The following is a 16,583-nucleotide window of genomic DNA, read 5'->3' as shown; positions in this document are numbered from 1 at the left end:
GTCATTTGCGGCGATCGGGAGCGTGGAGCTCGTCCGGGCAGAGGGGTGACATCCCGAGTTCTGGTGAGGCCATGATCGGGGAAGGCCAGCATGAATGCTCGACTGGTCGTCCCTGGTCATTTCGAGGCAGGACCCGCGAGGGGCCTGAGTAAATCTCCACGTGTGGGACGTCTCGGATGTCACACTAAACTAAACCAAAAACCGGCATTCGCCGGCGTCCCACACACCTCCCAATCCGGGGAGGAACCACTCAAACCTCCAGCGGCCCGCCGCGTGGAGATTTTCCTGCAGGCGCAGGCCACCCATTCCCCTTGTCCGCCAACGCATGCTAGACGGGTTTCATGAGCCAGACAGACAATCCTTTCGAAGCTGATTTCTCGGGTGAAGCCATCCTGGAATTCGGCGATGCCGATTTCATCATCCTCAAGCCGGGTGCCTTTGTGCGCTGCGCCGTGACCGGCGATCCGATCGCGCTGACGGACCTGCGCTATTGGAGCGTTGATGACCAGGAAGCCTATCGCGACAGCATTATCGCGACGCGGCGCTGGGCCGAGATCAATGGCGAGCGCGGCCAATGATCGCGCTCCTCGCCGCTCTGATCCTGCAATCCGGCACCGCGCCGCTCGACCCGATCGGCGAGATGATCGCGTCGCAATCGCCTGACGCCCGTGATGCGGCTGTCATGGCTGCGCCGGCGCTGCGCGAACCGGTGCAGGGCTGTGCCGGTGATTTCGCCGAGGGCGGACTGCTGATCTGCAATTACGGACCCGGCAGCCAGGTCAGCCTGGGAGAGGTCACGGCCGAGGCCGATGGCTCGGGCTGGACCGTGCTCGGCATTCCGCGTGATGCACCGGACGAGCTGCGCTTCACGGTCGCGGCCGCAGGCGAGCGGATTGATCGCATGCAAACCATCACCCAGCGCGAATTCGCCATCCAGCGCATTGAAGGCGTGCCGCAATCGACCGTCACGCCCGACGCCTCGACCCTGCCGCGGCGCCAGCGCGAATACGCCCAGAAACAGGCCGCCTTCGCGACCCGCTGGGACGGGGAAGGCTTTCTGGCCGGCTTCATCCGTCCGGCCGAGGGCATCACCACCGGTGTTTATGGCTCGCAACGAATCTATAACGGCACGCCGGGCAATCCGCATTGGGGCCTGGACTGGGCCAATGATCCGGGCACCCCGATTGTGGCGCCCGCCGCCGGACGCGTCATCCTGGCCGAGCCGGACATGTATTATGAAGGCGGTCTGATCTTCCTCGACCATGGTCAGGGCGTCGTCAGCTGTTTCCTGCATATGAGCGCCGTGCATGTCGCCGTTGGCGATATGGTCGAGCAGGGACAATTGATCGGCGAGATCGGTTCCGGCGGCCGCGCCACCGGGCCCCATCTCGACTGGCGGGTGAAGTTCCAGAATAATTTCTATGTCGACCCGGCCCTGCTGCTCGAACTCGATCCGGCCGAGCTGCACCCGGTCGAATAGGCCCCCCGCGATCAGGACTTGTCGCGATAGACATCCTTGGCCCAGCGGCGATGGACCCAGAACCATTGCTCCGGCGCCTTGCGGATTTCCGATTCAATCCATTGATTGATCCGCGTCACCGTCTCGATGATCGCGGCCGGCTTGTCCGGATTGGCCGATAGCTCGATCGGGTCATGGATCTCGATCCGGAAGCGTGCGCCTTCGAGCCGGCGCACCGAGAGCGGCACCAGCGGGCAATTGAAGCGCATCGCCAGCTTGGTCGGACCCGGCGCGGTCATAGAGGGATGACCGAAGAAGGGCGCTTCGACGCCGTCATTCATCTTCTGGTCGTTCATCAGCGCCACGGTCTCGCCGCGCTTCAATGTCTGCAGCAATTCCTTGGCACCATCGCCGCCCTTGGCGGTCATCAGCTTGATGCCGTAATCGGCGCGGGCGGCAAGAATGCGCTCATCGATCAGCGGGTTATTGGCCGGCCGGTAAGTGATGTAGCAGGGCAGGCCGGTCTTGGAGATCGCCGTGCCGGAGATTTCCCAATTGGCGCTATGGGTCGAGATGATGACCAGCGGCTGCTTGGCATCGCGCGCCGCCTCGAGCTTTTCGCGGCCGATGAATTCGACCCTTTCCTCGAAGAAGGCATCGTCCTCGAACAAATGCATGTGCGGCATCTCGCCGGCCAGCCGCCCGAAATTATCCCACATGCCGCGCAAGAGCCGGTCGATCTCCGGCTCGGCGGCTTCGGGGAAGCAGCGCTGCATATTGATGCGGGCTATTTTGTGGGTCGAGGTAAGGGGGCCGAGGCGCTGCAGCAATTCGCCGCCCGCGTCCGACGCGCCATCCAGCCCCTTGGCGCGATACCAGGCATTATAAGCATCCCAGGCCAGGGCTTCGGCGTGCCAGCCGGCGCGGGTCAGGAAGGAGGCATTGCGTTGCGCTTCAATCATGAACCGGATTTAGCCGCCCGGCGCGCTCGCGTCCATCACGTCCCGCAACAGGCTGTCCAGCGCCGCCGGATTGGCGAATTCGGCCCGGACCGGCCAGGCGGTCACCCTGTCCTGCATGGCGGCGGGCAATCGGACCCAATCCTTCTCTGTCGTGATCAGTGCGGATTTATGGGCCTTGGCCAGGCGTTGCAGGCGTTTCAGATCACCCTTGGAATAGGCGTGGTGATCGGAGAACTGGGCGGTTTCCGACAGATCGGCACCGGCGGCGTTCAGCGCATCGAAGAATTTCTGAGGCCGGCCAATACCGGCAAAGGCGACCAGCGATCCGCGCGGCGGCGCCTGGGTCGGGGCCAGCCAGGCGTGCAGGATGGGGATTTCAAGATCGGCCAGTCCGAGGCCCTGATAGTCGGGCAGGGTGTCGGCATTGCGCGTCATCACGATCACCGCGTCAGCGCGGGCCAGGCCGGTTGTGACGGATTCACGCAGTGGCCCGGCCGGGAATACCTTGTTGGCGCCCCAGCCCGTCTCGCCATCAATCACGACGAAGGAGAGTTGTTTGCGCAGGGTCGGGTTTTGGTGCCCGTCATCGAGTACCAGTATCTCCGCCGATTCCGCGACAGCGGCGAGGGCACCCGCCGGCCGGTCGCGGCTGATCCAGGCCGGCCCGACTCGGGCCAGCAAGAGCGGTTCATCACCGACGTCACGGGCGGTATGCGTTGCCGGATCGACCCGGACCGGTCCCTTCAGCGCGCCGCCATAGCCGCGTGACAGGGCATGGGCGCGAAAGCCCATATCATGCAGCCGGGTCAGGATGGTCTGGGCAATCGGCGTCTTGCCGGTCCCGCCCAGGGTGAGATTGCCGATGCAGATCACTGGAATGCCGGGATCGAGCGGTTCGGTTCTGCGGATGCGCCGCGCCGTGGCCCAGCCATAGATCCAGCTCAGGGGCGTCAACAGGGCCCGGACCAGACTCCCCGAGCCGCGACCGCCATCCGTGCGCCAGAAGGCGGGCTCTCTCATGACGCGATCTCCGCAGGTTTGCCGTGCTCCAGCAAGGCTTCCAGCGCGGCGAGACTGGTCGCCATGGCGCCGCCTGATGCCTCGGTGATGGCGGCCTTGGCCGCCTTGATGGACGGGCCCCGATGCGACCAGACTCTTTCCAGTGCTGCCGCGATACTGGCCGCATTGCTCACTGTGATCACCGCCTCGTGCTGGCGGTAGAGGGCATAGAGGTCGTCGAAACTGGCGGTGTGTGCACCGCTGAGCACCACAGCGCCGGCCTGGCTCGCCTCGATCGGGTTGTGGCCGCCAATATCGGGCAAAAGGCTACCGGCGATCAGCGCCAGCCGGGCGGCGCCATACCAAAGCGCCATTTCGCCGAGCGTGTCGGCAAGCCAGATCTGCTGATTGGCGGATGGTATCTCTCCGGCCGAACGGCGCACGAAGCGGAAGCCCTGCTTGTCGATCAGCCGTGCCACCTCGTCGCCACGCTCGGGATGCCGCGGGGCGAGGATGAGCAGCGCATCGGGATGGACTTTCAGAGTCAGGGCATGGGCGTGGAGAATGGTCGCTTCCTCGCCGGGATGGGTCGAGGCGGCCAGCCAGACCGGACGACCGTCAAACCGTTTGCGGATCTGTGCCAGGGCCTGTGGATCGGGCGCCTCGGACCGAACTTCAAGCTTGAGATTGCCGGCCAGGGTCACCGCCTTGCCGGTCAGATTTTCCAGCCCGTCGCGGGTGCGGCTATCGGCCGCTCCGATCCAGTCGAAACAGCCCAGAAGGTAACGCGCCGAGTCCGGCCGCTTTTGCCAGTTGGCGAGCGAGCGGTCATTCATGCGGGCATTCACCAGGGCCATCGGAATGCCGCGCTGAGCCGTCTCGATCACCAGATTGGGCCAGAGTTCGGATTCGGCGAAGACGGCGAGGCCGGGTTTCCAGTAGTCGAGAAACCCGGTTACCGCCGAAAGGGTATCGATCGGGAGATACTGGTGACGCGCGACCGGGGGCAGCCGCTTGGCCATCAGCCGTGCCGAGGTCATGGTCCCGGTGGTGACCAGGAAGCGCAATTCCGGGTGGGCGGCGGCGAATTCCGTTACCAGGCCGGCCAGGACCAGGCTCTCGCCGACACTCGCTCCGTGCAGCCAGACCAGGCGTCCGGGCGGCCGCGGGAAGGTCGGCCGGCCGAGGCGTTCATTGCGGCGTTCAGGGTCTTCCTTGCCAGCGCGGGCCCGCTGGATGAGCAGCGGCACAGCCAGCAGCGATGCACAGCGCATCAGAACGCGATAGGCCGTCAGTGCCGGTGGCAGGCTCACGGCTTTGCTCCCCTGGCACTTGCCCGGCTTCCCGTGCCGGGGCGGATTTCGCTGTCGGGCACGATAATCTCGCCGCCGACAGCCTCATCGGCTTCGCGGGTCAGCTCATTGAGCCGGGTTTCGAGCTGGAGCCGGACGGCCTCCATTTCCTCGGGGGTCGCCGTCTTGGGGACATAGATCGGGTCGCCCCAGATGATGATGCCGCGAGTGAAGTAATGTGGCAGGCAATGCTTGTCCCAGGCCTTGTGCAACACGGTCTTGCGCCGGGTCGACCAGGTCACCGGAATGATCGGAACGCCGGTATCGCGGGCCATACGGATCGCACCAAACCCGGCGCGCATTCGCGGTCCACGCGGACCATCGGGCGTCACAGCCCCGCTGCCGCCCTGGCTGAGATGGCTGACCATGGCGCGGTAGGCGGCTTCCCCGCCCTTGCTGGCCTCCGGCTTTCTGGCATTGCGCGAGGAACCGCGTACCAGTCCGACCTTGTACCAGCGCGCAAAGCGCGAGCCGATATCGCCCTCACGTGAGCGCGATGCCAGTGCGACCATCCGGTCGTAATGCTGGTTCCAGGCCTGCAACGCCATCAGGACGCGGCCGTGCCAGACACAGCCGAGAATCGGCAGGTTTTCGTCCCAGACTTTCTGGACATAATCGCCATTGCGCACTTCCCAGCGAATCGAGCGGCGCACCGACTCGACATAGAGCAGTGCGAGGAAGGCGGCGATTTCCTGGCCCCAGGGCTTTGACAGCAAGCGTTTCAACATTGTGTACCCTTGCTCGCCTTCACCGGCTTAAAGGTCAAGCACGGCGCGCGGTTGCCTCACCGGCGCGGGCATCCTAAATCCGGTCGCAGCAAGAAAGAAACCGCATGGCCTATGATCTCACCGATCCCGAGGATCGCAAACGCGCCTGGAGCGACTATTTGTGGAAGGATCACGGCGTGCTGCGCCTGCGCTTCCACAATATGTACGAGGTCGGCGGCGGCCTGTGGCGTGCCAATCAGCCATCGCCGGACCGGATCGAATGGTTGGCGTCCGAAGGATTCAAGACGATTCTGAACATTCGGGGGCCCCAGCCTGGCGTTTGCTATTATGATTTCGAGCGCGAGGCCTGCGAACGGCATGGTCTGGCCCTGCATGACATGCCGTTCGGATCACGCGAGGCGCCCTATGTCGACCGTATCCAGCGTGCGGTGAAGGTTTTCGATTCGATCGAATATCCCGCCCTGGTGCACTGCAAATCCGGTGCGGACCGGGCCGGATTGATCTCGGTGCTGTTCGCGCTGACCCATCTCAACCTGCCCTATGAGCAGGCGATCGAGCATTTGTCGCTGAAATACCTGCATGTGAAAGCCGGAAAGACCGGCGTGCTCGACTATTTTTTCGAGACTTATCGCGCCTATAACGAGGCTCATCCGATCGGTTTCATGGATTGGGTCGAGACGGTCTATGACCGTGATGCCGTGCAGGCGAGTTTCATGTCGAGCTGGTGGGGAAACATGCTCACCGAGCGGCTGCTTCGCCGCGAATAATCGCGCCTTGATTCTTTATGCCTGGCCGATTCATCAGATATGACGACTCTTTCCCCAGCTTTCCGGCAGATTAATACCCGTTAACCACGTTGGCATCCGGTCCACTCGGACAGGTGTCATGGTACCGGGAGCTGGAAAATGCAGAACAGGGTGATGGATGCACACAGGACGGGCGAGCTGCTAGACGGGCTGAACGCCCGACTGTCTCGCGAGTCCGGTCAGGCATTTCTGTCAGCCTTTGTCAGCCTGGTTGCCGATTTTTTCGACGCGGACAGTGTCTATCTCGGGCGTATCGATCCCGGTCACCGGCAGATGCGGACCTTGCACGTCGCATCCCCGGGCGCGGTCAGCGGGAATTTCAGCTATCCGGTCGCGGGCACGCCCTGCGCCCGGGTCATGAAATCGGGGGCGTTGGTGTTTGAAGACCGCGTCGCCCAGGAATTTCCGGACGACTACATGCTCGAGGAGATGGGAATTCGCGGCTATGCCGGAACACCGCTCTATCATGGTGCCCAATCTATCGGTGTCATCGCCGTGCTGTTCAAACGGCCGATTGAAAACGCTGACAGCCTGCTCAAGGTCATGCACCATTACCGGCGCCGGCTGACGGCCGAAATCCTGGCGATCGAAACCGGAGAGCGGGCCAGCCTGGCGATCCGGGGCATGTCTGACGGGATTGTCGACTGGTGTCTCGAGACTGACCAAGTCTACACTTCCGCACGTTGCCGCGAATTGCTCGGTGACAAGCCACGCGAATCGACGACGCCAGCCGATATGCTGCGTGCCCTGTTGCACCGCGAGGATCGCCCCCGGGTTGAGTCGGCGCTGCAGGCCCATTTCCGTGCCGGACGCCCTTTTGACATGTCCGTCCGGTTCAAGGTGGCCGACGGTGCCCATCGCTGGTTCCGGCTGCGCGGCGAAGCCGTGCGCACGCCGGACGGTGAACCGACCCGGCTGGTCGGCGCGCTGACAGATGTCCATGATCTGCTTGAGGCCCGGCAGCAAGCCACCGAGTCGAGTCGCGCCAAATCAAAATTCCTGGCGACGATGAGCCATGAAATTCGCACCCCAATGAATGGGGTTCTCGGCATGTCGAGCTTGCTGATGAACACTGATTTGAAGGATTCTCAACGCGAAATGGTTGAGCTGATCCAGAAGTCCGGTCACGCTCTGCTCGATATTCTCAATGATATTCTGGATCTGGCCAATATTGAATCCGGCCGGTTCGAGGTCGAGGCGGCCCATTACTGTCCCGCCGAGCTCGTCCGGAGCGTGATTGGACCCTATCGCATGAAGGCGATGGACAAGAATCTGAGCCTGCATGTCGAAATCGACCCTTGCGCCGAGGGGCAGGCCAGTGGCGACCCGGCCCGCATCCGCCAGATCCTGTCCAATCTCCTTTCCAACGCGGTCAAATTCACCGAACGCGGCGAGATCCGGGTATGTTGCCGCGCCGGCCAGAGCGAGGACGGGCGGCACGAGGTCAATTTCGAGATTAGCGATACAGGGATCGGGATGGACCCGGCGTTGATCGACCATATCTTCATGCCGTTTACACAGGGCGAGTCGGCGATGTCCCGCAAGAGCGGCGGTACCGGTCTCGGACTGGCAATCTCGAAGAAACTGGCTGAATTGATGGATGGAGATATCGGCGTCGAGAGCGCGCCCGGTGCCGGCTCGGTTTTTTCGGTGCGCCTGCCGATGGAGAATTTGCAGCCCGGTGTTCTGGCGCTCAACGCGGAAGGCTAGCGCGTCTCATCCCCGAATTGCAGACGGCAGAGTTTCGCATACAGACCATCCTGCGCGATCAACTCGTCATGGCGGCCCTGTTCCTGGATTCTGCCAGCCTGCATCACATAAATCCAGTCGGCACTGCGCACGGTCGATAGGCGGTGGGCGATGACCAGCGTGGTGCGTCCGGCAGAGAGCCTTTCCAGCGCCGCCTGGACGCGTTGTTCTGATTCGGTATCGAGCGCGCTCGTGGCTTCGTCGAGCAGCAATATGGGGGCATCTTTCAAGATGGCGCGGGCGATCGAGAGACGCTGGCGCTGGCCACCGGAGAGATTGCTGCCGCGCGGGCCAACCGGGCTGTCATAGCCTTCGGGCAAGGCGATAATGAAGTCATGGGCATCGGCGGCCTTGGCGGCGGCGATGATGGCCTCGCGACCCGCATCCAGCCGGCCGAAACCTATATTCGCCGCGACGCTGTCATCGAACAGGGTCACATCCTGGCTGACCAGGGCGATATGGCGCCGCAGGGAGGCCAGCGAGACCGAGCGGATATCCGTGCCGTCAATCCTCACCGCGCCGGCTTGGGGATCGTAGAGACGCGGGATCAGGTTGAGGATGGTTGACTTGCCCGAACCGGACGGCCCGACCAGCGCGATCGTCTTGCCGGCATCGGCGTGCAGGCTGACATCGCGCAGCGCTGCGGTACCATCGGCATAATTGAAGCTGACATGGTCGATATCGACACGGCCCGTCTTCACGGCAAGAGCCGGGGCTTCGAGCGCGGCGGCGACCTGATTGTCCTCATCGAGCAGATGGAAGACGCGATCGAGCACAGCAAAGCCTTCCTGGACTACGGCGCTCAATGTGCCAATGGCGCGGATCGCGGGTGACATGACGCCGATCCCGGTCAGTACGCCAAGAATATTGCCGACCGAGGTCTCCCCGCCCAGCAGGCGCCAGCCGGCAAAGCCCACCAGTCCGGCGAAGGCGATGCCGCCGACAACTTCCAGGATAGGGTCAACGCGGGCCTTGTTCTCGGTGATGCTGAACAGGAATTTCAGCCGCTCGAAAAAGGATTTGTCGGCGCGCGCCGCTTCGTAATCTTCCAGGCCGTAGGTCTTGACCATCCGGGTGCCGGAAAAACTCTCCTCAAGCTGGCTGGTCACTTCGCCCATTTGCGACTGGGCCTGGGCCGAGGTCTTGCGCAGACGCTGGCCGATCTTGATCACCGGCCAGGCGGCGAGGGGATAGACCACCAGCACCAACAGGGTCAGCATCCAGTCGAGATACAGCATCCAGGCAATCGCCCAGATCACCGTCATCGTGTCGCGCAGGAGGTTGTTCGACAGCCGCACCAGGGTTTCGCGCAGCAGCGTGATGTCATTGGTGAAGCGCGATACGAGACCGCCGACCGGCTCCGATTGCAGGCGTGCGAAATCGGCATGCACCAGCTTGATGAACATGGCGTTCTGCAAATCCTGCATTACCGTCAGGGCGAGACGATTGGTCTGCAGGGTCTGGAAATACAGGCTCACACCGCGCACCGCCGCGAGGCTGATCGCCGCCAGCGGCGCGATCGGGAAGAAGCCCGGATCGCGTTGTTCCAGAAGGTTGAAGGTCCATCCGACCAGACCGGCATAGCTCGCCGCTGCTGCCGCGGTGATCACCGAGAGCAGCATGGCCCCGATCCACAGGCCCGGCCGCTTGGAGACCCAGTCACGCCAGAGCCGGCGTCCGAGCGCGGCTGTGGATAGGTGGGGTTGATCGGTCAAATACTGGGTCCGTCAGGCCTGGCGCTTGTCCGCATGAGGGTCGAGCAATTGATGGGCGTGGATGATGAAATAGCGCATATGCGCATTGTCGACCGTGCGTTGCGCGGCGTTCTTCCAGGCAGCCCGGGCATCTTCATAACTGCCGTAGGCGCCAACAAAATCCACCGCTTCAAGGTCCTTGAATTCGCAATTCTGCGGATCGACGCAGACGAGTTCGCCGCCGATGACGAGGTGCAGGAGTTGTTGATTGATTTTGGTGCTGTCCATGTTTCCTATCCCGAAAAATGTGGGGCCTGGGCCAGGTCTAGAGCCCGCCAACCGAGAGCTTGTCGACCAGAACACTGGGCGAATTGACGGATCCGCGAAATTCCAGATCGCTGGCTGGAATTAACCGCGCAAAGATGTCGATCAGATTACCGGCGACGGTAATCTCGCTGACCGGATGATCGATCTGGCCCTTGCTGATCCGGTAGCCGGACACACCGACCGACCAGTCACCGGTATTGGAATTGAGCGAAGGCCCGAACATTTCCATCACCAGCACGCCGGAATCGATCGTACCAATCATCGCCTCGCGGCTCTGCTTGCCGGCTTCCAGATGCAGATTGGTAGGGCCGGCGCCCGGCGCTCCGCCCATGCTGCGCCGGGCGTGGCCGGTTGGCGCCAGCTTCAATTGCCGTGAGGCGGCGCTGTTGAGCAGCCAGGTTGTCAGCCGGCCGTCCTCGATCAGGTTGGAGCGGCGATTGACCGTGCCTTCGCCGTCAAAGGCGCAGGAGCTGTGGCCCCAGTCACGATGCGGATCATCGACGATATTGATGCCCGGCGCGAAGACTGGCTGGCCGAGCTTGTTACGCAGGAAGGAGATGCCACGCGCGACGGCCGGGCCGCTGATGGCACCGCACAGGGCCGACAGGAAAGTGGTGGCAACGCGGCGGTCGAACACGACCGGCTGAACACCGCTGTCAATCTTCTGCGGCCCGACACGCCGCGCTGTGCGTTCACCGGCCTCGGTGCCGATATCCAATGTGGTGCGCAAATCGCCCGGGCGCCGTGCAGCCGTGGCCGCATAATCGCGCTCCATCGCGCCATTGCGCTCGGCGATGACGCTGGCACCATAGCTGAACATGCTTTTGCGCCAGCCCTGGTTGAAACCGGTTGTGGTGGCATAGGCGGCGGCGCCCTGGCCGAAACTGGCGAAAGCCGCGTCGGTCTTGGAAACGCCGTGAATGGCGCGCGCGGCCTGTTCGACGTCAATCGACCGCGCTTCCAGCTCTTCCGGCGACCATTGGGTCGGGTCGAACATCGCAATTTCGGGCGGGTTGGTGCAAAGCCGCTCGGCCTCGGCCAGGGCCGAGAACGGGTCTTCCGGCGACAGTCGGGCCATCGCGACGGCGCGTTCGATTGTCAGGCTTCGGCCATGCTCGGACAGATCCGAGAAAGCGACGCCGGCCTGTCGGGCACCGACGAAGACGCGCACACCGGCATCGAGCGATTCCGAGCGCTCGATATCTTCCAGGGCACCATCGCGGACGGAGAGCTCGGTGGTGCGCGATTCGCTGACACTTGCCTCGGCGGAATCGGCGCCGGCACGCCGGGCGCGGGCGATCAGATCGGCGGCGATATCCTGCAGTTTTTGCGGGTCGGGGGCAGAGTTGGGATGGGTCATGCTGCGGCTATAGCTCCGGGCGGTGGTCCGCTGCAATGGCTCAACTGATCGCCTTGGACAGGAGAAGCAGTGAGCTGGCCAGCAAGACAAGCCAGGTCAGGGCGGTTCCCGTGACACGTCCCATGCTGCGGCCGGGGTCGGTGAGCAAGCCATAGGCATGCAGGCTGCGGCCCAGGGTCAGCGCGATTCCGAGGATGTGGATGATGAGTGTGCCGGTGCCCAGCAGGCCCAGAAGGAGCAGGGCGATCAGCGCTGGCGGCAGGCTTTCCGCGGCATTGCCATGCGTGCGGCAGGCCTGTTCCAGCGCCGCATCATTGCCCGTGCCAAGACTGATCTTCGTGCGCCGCCGGTTGAGGCTGACATTTGCGGCCAGGAACAGGAGCAACAGGATGTTCAGGCCGGCATAAAGGGCAACGGCTTGCATGGCGGTCATGGGGCGACTCCGTGAAAATTGCTGCTGAAACCTAGAAGCTGTGACGGCGCCGGGAAAGCCTTATTCCTGCTCGGGCGGTTCCTGCGCGGCCTGGCGGATGGCATCGGCGAGGATTTTCGGCTCCTGGGCGCCGGACACCGCGAAACGGCCGTTGAAGATATAGGTCGGCACGCCGCTTACGCCCAGCTTTCGGAAGAAGGCTTCTTCCTCGCGCAGCGCCGCCTCGTCCTGGTTCGAGCTGAGCAGCTCGGCCGTCAGCTCGCCATCAAGGCCGGCGGCTCCGGCGATCTGGCTGAGGGTTGCGGTATCGCCGATATCCCGGCTTTCGGCGAAGAAGGCCCGGAACAGACCTTCGACCGCCGCATCCTCGACCCCCTGACCGGCGGCCCAGCGCAGGACGCGATGGGCGTTGAGTGTATTGGGCCGGACGGGGATGGCGTCAAACTTGAACTCAATCCCGGCGGCCGGTGCGGCCTCTTCGAGATAGGTGCGCATCTGGGCCCAGCGTTCGGTATTCTCGCCCGAAAACTTGGCTTTCATATACTCGCCATAGGGACGGCCGGCCCGCGGCAGATCGGGGTCGAGCTGATAGGGGCGCCAGACGGTCTCGACCGGAATTTCCGGCACCAGCTTGCGGGCGGCATCCCAGTTGCGCTTGCCGAGCCAGCACCAGGGGCAAACGAGATCGGCGACGATGTCTACGGAAACTTTATCGGTCATGGGCCCGAGATAGGGTGATTTCCCGCCGATTGCGAGAGCCTGGCCGCCCGTGCTTGCATTTTTGCTGTTGCGGCGCCGGTTCGTCATCCCCCGCCTGCAGCAACACGCCAATGGAGACAGCAAGTTGCGGGGGATGACTCCCACCGGCCACCCACCGACTGACGCAAGCTCAGGCGATAATGTCGAGCAGGGTTTTCGTCATGTCGTCAGCGACCTTCACCATGGCTGCGGACGCTTCGTGCGTGGCTTCCGCACGCTTGACCGCAATCACGGCTTGAATAACGCCATCACCCTTGGCCGCGGCAGTGACGAGGCTTTCGGACGCCGCCCCAGCCTGGGCCTGGGCGTTCAACATGCCGGAGACGGCGGTATTGAGGGCAATATTCATGATGTCAGGCTAGCAGCCGGATCCGGATCGGGCGATGAGAGTTTGCCCGCACGGTTAACGTGGCCCTACGCCGGTGATTGACCCGGCGGGGCATTGCGCCAGTATGCGGGTGGGAAGAATTCGGGGGTTTCATGAGATTTGTCCTGCGTGCGATCATGACAGTGCTGGGGCTTGCGGCCCTGGCGGTCGGCGGAATCCTCTGGTGGGGCTGGGCACCGGATATCCCGCATGATGAGCTGGTCGCCAAATATGGCCAGCCGCCTTCGCAATTTGTCGAGCTGTCTTCCGGCGTCACTGTGCATATGCGCGATGAGGGCTGTGCGGACTGTCCGGCCGTCTTCCTGATCCACGGCTCCAATGCCTCGCTGCACACCTGGGAACGCTGGGCCGGACTGCTCGGTGAGCAATGGCGCGTGGTATCGGTCGACATGCCCGGCCATGGCCTGACCGGAGCCACCCGCGATGGCGATTACTCGATCGTCCGCGCCGCCGGCATTATCGAGGAAGTTCGGGCCCATCTCGGGATTGAGCACTTCCACCTCGCCGGCAATTCGCGCGGTGGCGCGATCGCACTGGACTATGCGGTGGCGCACCCGGAACGCCTGATCAGTCTCGCCTTGCTGGACGCGGCCGGTGCCCCCTGGCCCGAGATCGATCCGGACGAGGACACGCCATTCATCTACACGCTGATGGCCAATCCGGTTATTGCGCAACGGCTCAAGAATATCCTGCCGCGGCCCCTCGTCGAGCAGGCCCTGCGCGATGCCTTCTCCAACCAGAATGTGGTCACCGAGCCGATGATTGATCGCTATTATGAGCTGATCCGGCACCCGGGAAATCGCGATGCGACGCTGGCGCGGGCGCAAATGAATCATTCCCTCGATGCCTTCAACCAGGCTGGCAGCCTGGACATGCCGGTGCTGATCATGTGGGGCGAGGCGGATAATCTGGTGCCGATCGCGCTGGCGGCGGAGTTCGCCACGGCGATTGAGCAGGCGCAGACCGTGACTTATCCCGGTGTCGGCCATACGCCGATGGAGGAGATCCCCGAGCAAAGCGCCACGGACTACCAGCTCTTCCTCGCGTCTGCGGCGGCGAGCACGGCGGCAGCTGATGTGGCGGACGGCTTGCAGCATCAGCCGGGCACGGCGCTGTTTGGCTATTTCATGCCAGTGAATGAATCGGCGCTGCAGATTGGCGACTGGGTCTTGGACCTGTTTTATCTCGGCTCTGCCTGGGAGGTTGATCCCTGGGTCGCCGATCCGCAATCCAGCGAATATCCGCCGGCAGCCTTTGATTTCTCCGATCCGACCAGCGAATGGGTCCAGGGCGAGATTGGCGGCGGCTATGCCCGCCGGCTGAGGGTCTGGCCGGATCATCTGGCGGTCACCGGCGACAGAATCGCCTTTGATGCGGTGACCGAAGCGCTCGGCCCGGTCAGTTTTCGCGGTCGGTATCGCCGTGACCTCATACTCGCGGCTGAAGCTGCGGGCGGTACGGACGAGATTGTGCTGGAGGGAAGGCTGACGATTGACGGCGTCGCCTATGAGAATTTGCGCTTCGGATGGTTCGCGGGGGATTGATCCAGGGTCAATACCGGTTGCAGGATTTCCATGATGTGGAATGTTGCATGTCGTGAGGGGCCATTCGGGCGCCAGCATCGGGCCTAGCCGACCGGCCCGCTTTTCAAGGCCGGCTTATAATGAGGTTGAATTGATGTCCGCTCCTGTCCAAACCGCGCTCAAGGTCGAGTTCGAGCTGAGCGAGTCCGATCTGGACTTTTTCCGGGCCCGTCTTGCCAAGGCGCGCGATGCACGCATCGCCGATGACGAAGCCGTCATCCTCGAGGGCGTCGCTGCCATGAGCAAGCAGGCTGCAGCGGCCAATCCTCCGGCCTTTGTCCGCGAGCGGCTGGAACAGCTCGGCCCGCTGGTCGCCATGCTGCGTGATGCCGATTGGCGCCTGGCCGGAGACGACCGCAAGCGCGTTCTCGATGCGCTGGCCTATTTCGCTGATCCCGACGACCTCATTCCCGATTCGACGCCGGGCATTGGCTATATCGATGATGCGATCATGATCGAACTGGTCGCGAATGCACTGGCGCCTGAACTTGAGGCCTATGATGATTTCGTCGCTCACCGCGAAGAGATCGCGTCCGGTGCCCAGGACCTGCCCTCGCTCGACGATGCCCGTGCCGTGATGCAATCACGCATGCGCCGCCGCCGCTCACGCTCGCGGGCTGGCGGAACCTGGTCGCATTCGACCAGCGTCACACACTACTTCTAGGCCGTTCAGACGGCGCGGACAGCCGGTTGGCGGGTTTTCAGGAACTCGCCAACGCCGCGCGCCGCCTGGCGGATGCGCTGTTCATTTTCCACCAGCGCCAGGCGCACAAAGCCCTCGCCATGCTCGCCAAAGCCGATGCCCGGCGCGACGGCGACACCGGCCTCTTCCATCAATTGCTTGGCAAATTCCAGCGAGCCCATCGCCTCGCAACCGGCCGGCAGTGGTGCCCAGGCAAACATCGAGGCTTCGGGGACGGGAATCGTCCAGCCGATACGGCCGAAGCTTTCCACCAGCACATCGCGGCGATGCTTGTAGATCGTCCGCATTTCCTCGACGCAGTCCTGCGGCCCGTCGAGCGCCGCGCAAGCGGCGACCTGGACCGGCGTATAGGCACCGTAATCGAGATAGGATTTGACCCGCGCCAAAGCGCTCACAAGCCGTTCCGAGCCGGCCGCAAAGCCGACCCGGAATCCGGCCATGGAATAGGTCTTGGACATCGAGGTGAATTCGATGGTCCGCTCCCGCGCCCCCTCAATCTGCAACATGGACGGGGTGGGCGTGTCACCGAAATAGACTTCGGCATAGGCCAGGTCCGACAGGATGAAGAGATCGTGCTCGGTCGCGAACTCGACGACCTGTCGGTAGAAATCCAGTGAGGCGGTCTGTGCGGTGGGGTTGGAGGGATAACACACCACCACGGCGATCGGTTTGGGAACCGTATGCCTCACTGCATGCTTCAGCCCGCGCAAATATTCCTCCGGTGAGGGCGCGTGCACATGCCGGATCGTGCCTCCGGCAATGAGAAATCCGAATGTGTGGATCGGATAGGAGGGGCTGGGCGCCAGGATGACATCGCCGGGCGCTGTGATCGCCTGCGCCAGATTGGCAAAGCCTTCCTTGGACCCGAGCGTGACGATGACTTCGGAATTCGGGTCGAGATCGACATCGAAGCGGCGTTTATAGTAGCGCGCCTGGGCCTTGCGCAGGCCGGGAATCCCGCGCGAGGCAGAATAGCCATTTGTATGCGGCTTGTCGGCCGTATCCTTTAGCTTGGCGAGCACATGGGCCGGCGTCGGCAGATCCGGATTGCCCATGCCGAAATCGATGATGTCAGTGCCCTTTGCCCGCAATTGGGCCTTCAGGCGATTGACTTCTTCGAAAACATAAGGCGGAAGGCGTTTGGTGCGGTGAAATTCCATCGTTTTGTCCGGCATGTGTCGAATAAGTTCCCATCAAAGCCTGTGGCGTGGTCCTTCGCAAGAGTGTGTTGGCAGCAAGGGGCGAAAATTCGAAGCTGCGATGGCGGTAATGCGGCACACC

At 63.1% G+C, this 16,583-nt stretch carries 17 protein-coding genes; 6 read left to right on the top strand and 11 right to left on the bottom strand.

The annotated features are described in order from the left end of the window. Positions 1 to 341 precede the first annotated feature (341 nt). Together AAC023_RS10165 and AAC023_RS10160 are read left to right on the top strand one after the other, a co-directional pair. Positions 342 to 578, top strand: coding sequence for a DUF2093 domain-containing protein (locus AAC023_RS10165; protein WP_339740811.1), 237 nt, complete (start codon positions 342 to 344; stop codon positions 576 to 578). Continuing rightward, the gene (locus tag AAC023_RS10160) at positions 575 to 1,480 is read left to right on the top strand and encodes a M23 family metallopeptidase (RefSeq protein ID WP_339740809.1); all 906 of its coding nucleotides are present in this window, start codon (positions 575 to 577) and stop codon (positions 1,478 to 1,480) included. The genes AAC023_RS10165 and AAC023_RS10160 overlap by 4 nt, the downstream gene beginning before the upstream one ends. An 11-nt stretch (positions 1,481 to 1,491) precedes the next feature. Here AAC023_RS10160 and AAC023_RS10155 read toward each other — a convergent pair whose 3' ends face one another. Genes AAC023_RS10155 through AAC023_RS10140 form a run of 4 tightly spaced genes read right to left on the bottom strand, consistent with a single transcriptional unit; the run spans position 1,492 to position 5,500 of the window. Then, positions 1,492 to 2,421, bottom strand: a complete 930-nt coding sequence (locus tag AAC023_RS10155; RefSeq protein ID WP_339740807.1) for a lysophospholipid acyltransferase family protein — start codon at positions 2,419 to 2,421, stop codon at positions 1,492 to 1,494. 9 nt (positions 2,422 to 2,430) lie between these two features. Continuing rightward, positions 2,431 to 3,441, bottom strand: a complete 1,011-nt coding sequence (lpxK, locus tag AAC023_RS10150; protein WP_339740805.1) for a tetraacyldisaccharide 4'-kinase — start codon at positions 3,439 to 3,441, stop codon at positions 2,431 to 2,433. After that, on the bottom strand, positions 3,438 to 4,733 hold the full coding sequence (locus AAC023_RS10145) for a 3-deoxy-D-manno-octulosonic acid transferase (protein WP_339740803.1): 1,296 nt from the start codon (positions 4,731 to 4,733) through the stop codon (positions 3,438 to 3,440). The genes lpxK and AAC023_RS10145 overlap by 4 nt, the downstream gene beginning before the upstream one ends. Further along, positions 4,730 to 5,500 carry a lysophospholipid acyltransferase family protein gene (locus AAC023_RS10140; RefSeq protein WP_339740801.1) on the bottom strand — a complete coding sequence of 257 codons (771 nt, stop codon included), beginning with the start codon at positions 5,498 to 5,500 and terminating at the stop codon, positions 4,730 to 4,732. The genes AAC023_RS10145 and AAC023_RS10140 overlap by 4 nt, the downstream gene beginning before the upstream one ends. A 104-nt stretch (positions 5,501 to 5,604) precedes the next feature. Between AAC023_RS10140 and AAC023_RS10135 the strand changes: the two genes are divergently transcribed. Both AAC023_RS10135 and AAC023_RS10130 read left to right on the top strand, forming a co-directional pair. After that, the gene (locus tag AAC023_RS10135) at positions 5,605 to 6,267 is read left to right on the top strand and encodes a sulfur transferase domain-containing protein (protein WP_339740799.1); all 663 of its coding nucleotides are present in this window, start codon (positions 5,605 to 5,607) and stop codon (positions 6,265 to 6,267) included. Positions 6,268 to 6,420: 153 nt separating this feature from the next. Then, on the top strand, positions 6,421 to 8,016 hold the full coding sequence (locus tag AAC023_RS10130; RefSeq protein ID WP_339740796.1) for an ATP-binding protein: 1,596 nt from the start codon (positions 6,421 to 6,423) through the stop codon (positions 8,014 to 8,016). On the opposite strand, the gene AAC023_RS10125 is transcribed toward AAC023_RS10130, so the two are convergent. The 6 genes from AAC023_RS10125 to AAC023_RS10100 all read right to left on the bottom strand — a co-directional run bounded on the left by AAC023_RS10125 (position 8,013) and on the right by AAC023_RS10100 (position 12,977). Then, positions 8,013 to 9,770 (bottom strand): ABC transporter transmembrane domain-containing protein, encoded by a 1,758-nt coding sequence (locus tag AAC023_RS10125; protein WP_339740793.1) that lies wholly within the window; start codon positions 9,768 to 9,770, stop codon positions 8,013 to 8,015. The genes AAC023_RS10130 and AAC023_RS10125 overlap by 4 nt on opposite strands. Positions 9,771 to 9,782: 12 nt before the next feature. Further along, on the bottom strand, positions 9,783 to 10,037 hold the full coding sequence (locus AAC023_RS10120) for a DUF4170 domain-containing protein (protein ID WP_339740791.1): 255 nt from the start codon (positions 10,035 to 10,037) through the stop codon (positions 9,783 to 9,785). A gap of 37 nt (positions 10,038 to 10,074) precedes the next feature. Next, positions 10,075 to 11,436 (bottom strand): TldD/PmbA family protein, encoded by a 1,362-nt coding sequence (locus tag AAC023_RS10115; protein ID WP_339740789.1) that lies wholly within the window; start codon positions 11,434 to 11,436, stop codon positions 10,075 to 10,077. Positions 11,437 to 11,476: 40 nt separating this feature from the next. Then, the gene (locus tag AAC023_RS10110; protein ID WP_339740786.1) at positions 11,477 to 11,869 is read right to left on the bottom strand and encodes an MAPEG family protein; all 393 of its coding nucleotides are present in this window, start codon (positions 11,867 to 11,869) and stop codon (positions 11,477 to 11,479) included. 60 nt (positions 11,870 to 11,929) lie between these two features. Then, positions 11,930 to 12,589: a DsbA family oxidoreductase gene (locus tag AAC023_RS10105; RefSeq protein WP_339740783.1), complete on the bottom strand. Its 660-nt coding sequence runs from the start codon at positions 12,587 to 12,589 to the stop codon at positions 11,930 to 11,932. Between the two features lie 169 nt (positions 12,590 to 12,758). Continuing rightward, a complete protein-coding gene (locus AAC023_RS10100) occupies positions 12,759 to 12,977 on the bottom strand; it encodes a hypothetical protein (RefSeq protein WP_339740780.1) in 219 nt (72 codons plus the stop codon). Positions 12,978 to 13,108: 131 nt separating this feature from the next. On the opposite strand from AAC023_RS10100, the gene AAC023_RS10095 reads away from it, so the two are divergent. Both AAC023_RS10095 and AAC023_RS10090 read left to right on the top strand, forming a co-directional pair. Next, positions 13,109 to 14,560, top strand: coding sequence for an alpha/beta hydrolase (locus tag AAC023_RS10095; RefSeq protein ID WP_339740778.1), 1,452 nt, complete (start codon positions 13,109 to 13,111; stop codon positions 14,558 to 14,560). A gap of 133 nt (positions 14,561 to 14,693) precedes the next feature. Continuing rightward, positions 14,694 to 15,263, top strand: coding sequence for a YkvA family protein (locus AAC023_RS10090; RefSeq protein ID WP_339740775.1), 570 nt, complete (start codon positions 14,694 to 14,696; stop codon positions 15,261 to 15,263). 5 nt (positions 15,264 to 15,268) lie between these two features. Here the strand turns inward: AAC023_RS10090 and AAC023_RS10085 are convergent, their stop codons facing one another. Then, positions 15,269 to 16,477, bottom strand: a complete 1,209-nt coding sequence (locus AAC023_RS10085; protein WP_339740773.1) for an LL-diaminopimelate aminotransferase — start codon at positions 16,475 to 16,477, stop codon at positions 15,269 to 15,271. Between the last annotated feature and the right edge of the window lie 106 nt (positions 16,478 to 16,583).

The organism is uncultured Maricaulis sp. (assembly GCF_963976135.1).
Classification (GTDB): domain Bacteria; phylum Pseudomonadota; class Alphaproteobacteria; order Caulobacterales; family Maricaulaceae; genus Maricaulis.
Note: the sequence above shows the minus strand (reverse complement) of the source record. Positions and strands in the feature narration are given on the sequence as shown.

Coding starts and splice junctions, on each gene's coding strand:
- AAC023_RS10120 (WP_339740791.1), bottom strand. CDS start 10,037: ATGGACAGCACCAAAATCAATCAACAACTCCTGCACCTCGTCATCGGC.
- AAC023_RS10115 (WP_339740789.1), bottom strand. CDS start 11,436: ATGACCCATCCCAACTCTGCCCCCGACCCGCAAAAACTGCAGGATATC.
- AAC023_RS10090 (WP_339740775.1), top strand. CDS start 14,694: ATGTCCGCTCCTGTCCAAACCGCGCTCAAGGTCGAGTTCGAGCTGAGC.
- AAC023_RS10110 (WP_339740786.1), bottom strand. CDS start 11,869: ATGACCGCCATGCAAGCCGTTGCCCTTTATGCCGGCCTGAACATCCTG.
- AAC023_RS10135 (WP_339740799.1), top strand. CDS start 5,605: ATGGCCTATGATCTCACCGATCCCGAGGATCGCAAACGCGCCTGGAGC.
- AAC023_RS10105 (WP_339740783.1), bottom strand. CDS start 12,589: ATGACCGATAAAGTTTCCGTAGACATCGTCGCCGATCTCGTTTGCCCC.
- AAC023_RS10155 (WP_339740807.1), bottom strand. CDS start 2,421: ATGATTGAAGCGCAACGCAATGCCTCCTTCCTGACCCGCGCCGGCTGG.
- AAC023_RS10100 (WP_339740780.1), bottom strand. CDS start 12,977: ATGAATATTGCCCTCAATACCGCCGTCTCCGGCATGTTGAACGCCCAG.
- AAC023_RS10160 (WP_339740809.1), top strand. CDS start 575: ATGATCGCGCTCCTCGCCGCTCTGATCCTGCAATCCGGCACCGCGCCG.
- AAC023_RS10085 (WP_339740773.1), bottom strand. CDS start 16,477: ATGCCGGACAAAACGATGGAATTTCACCGCACCAAACGCCTTCCGCCT.
- AAC023_RS10130 (WP_339740796.1), top strand. CDS start 6,421: ATGGATGCACACAGGACGGGCGAGCTGCTAGACGGGCTGAACGCCCGA.
- lpxK (WP_339740805.1), bottom strand. CDS start 3,441: ATGAGAGAGCCCGCCTTCTGGCGCACGGATGGCGGTCGCGGCTCGGGG.
- AAC023_RS10095 (WP_339740778.1), top strand. CDS start 13,109: ATGAGATTTGTCCTGCGTGCGATCATGACAGTGCTGGGGCTTGCGGCC.
- AAC023_RS10165 (WP_339740811.1), top strand. CDS start 342: ATGAGCCAGACAGACAATCCTTTCGAAGCTGATTTCTCGGGTGAAGCC.
- AAC023_RS10140 (WP_339740801.1), bottom strand. CDS start 5,500: ATGTTGAAACGCTTGCTGTCAAAGCCCTGGGGCCAGGAAATCGCCGCC.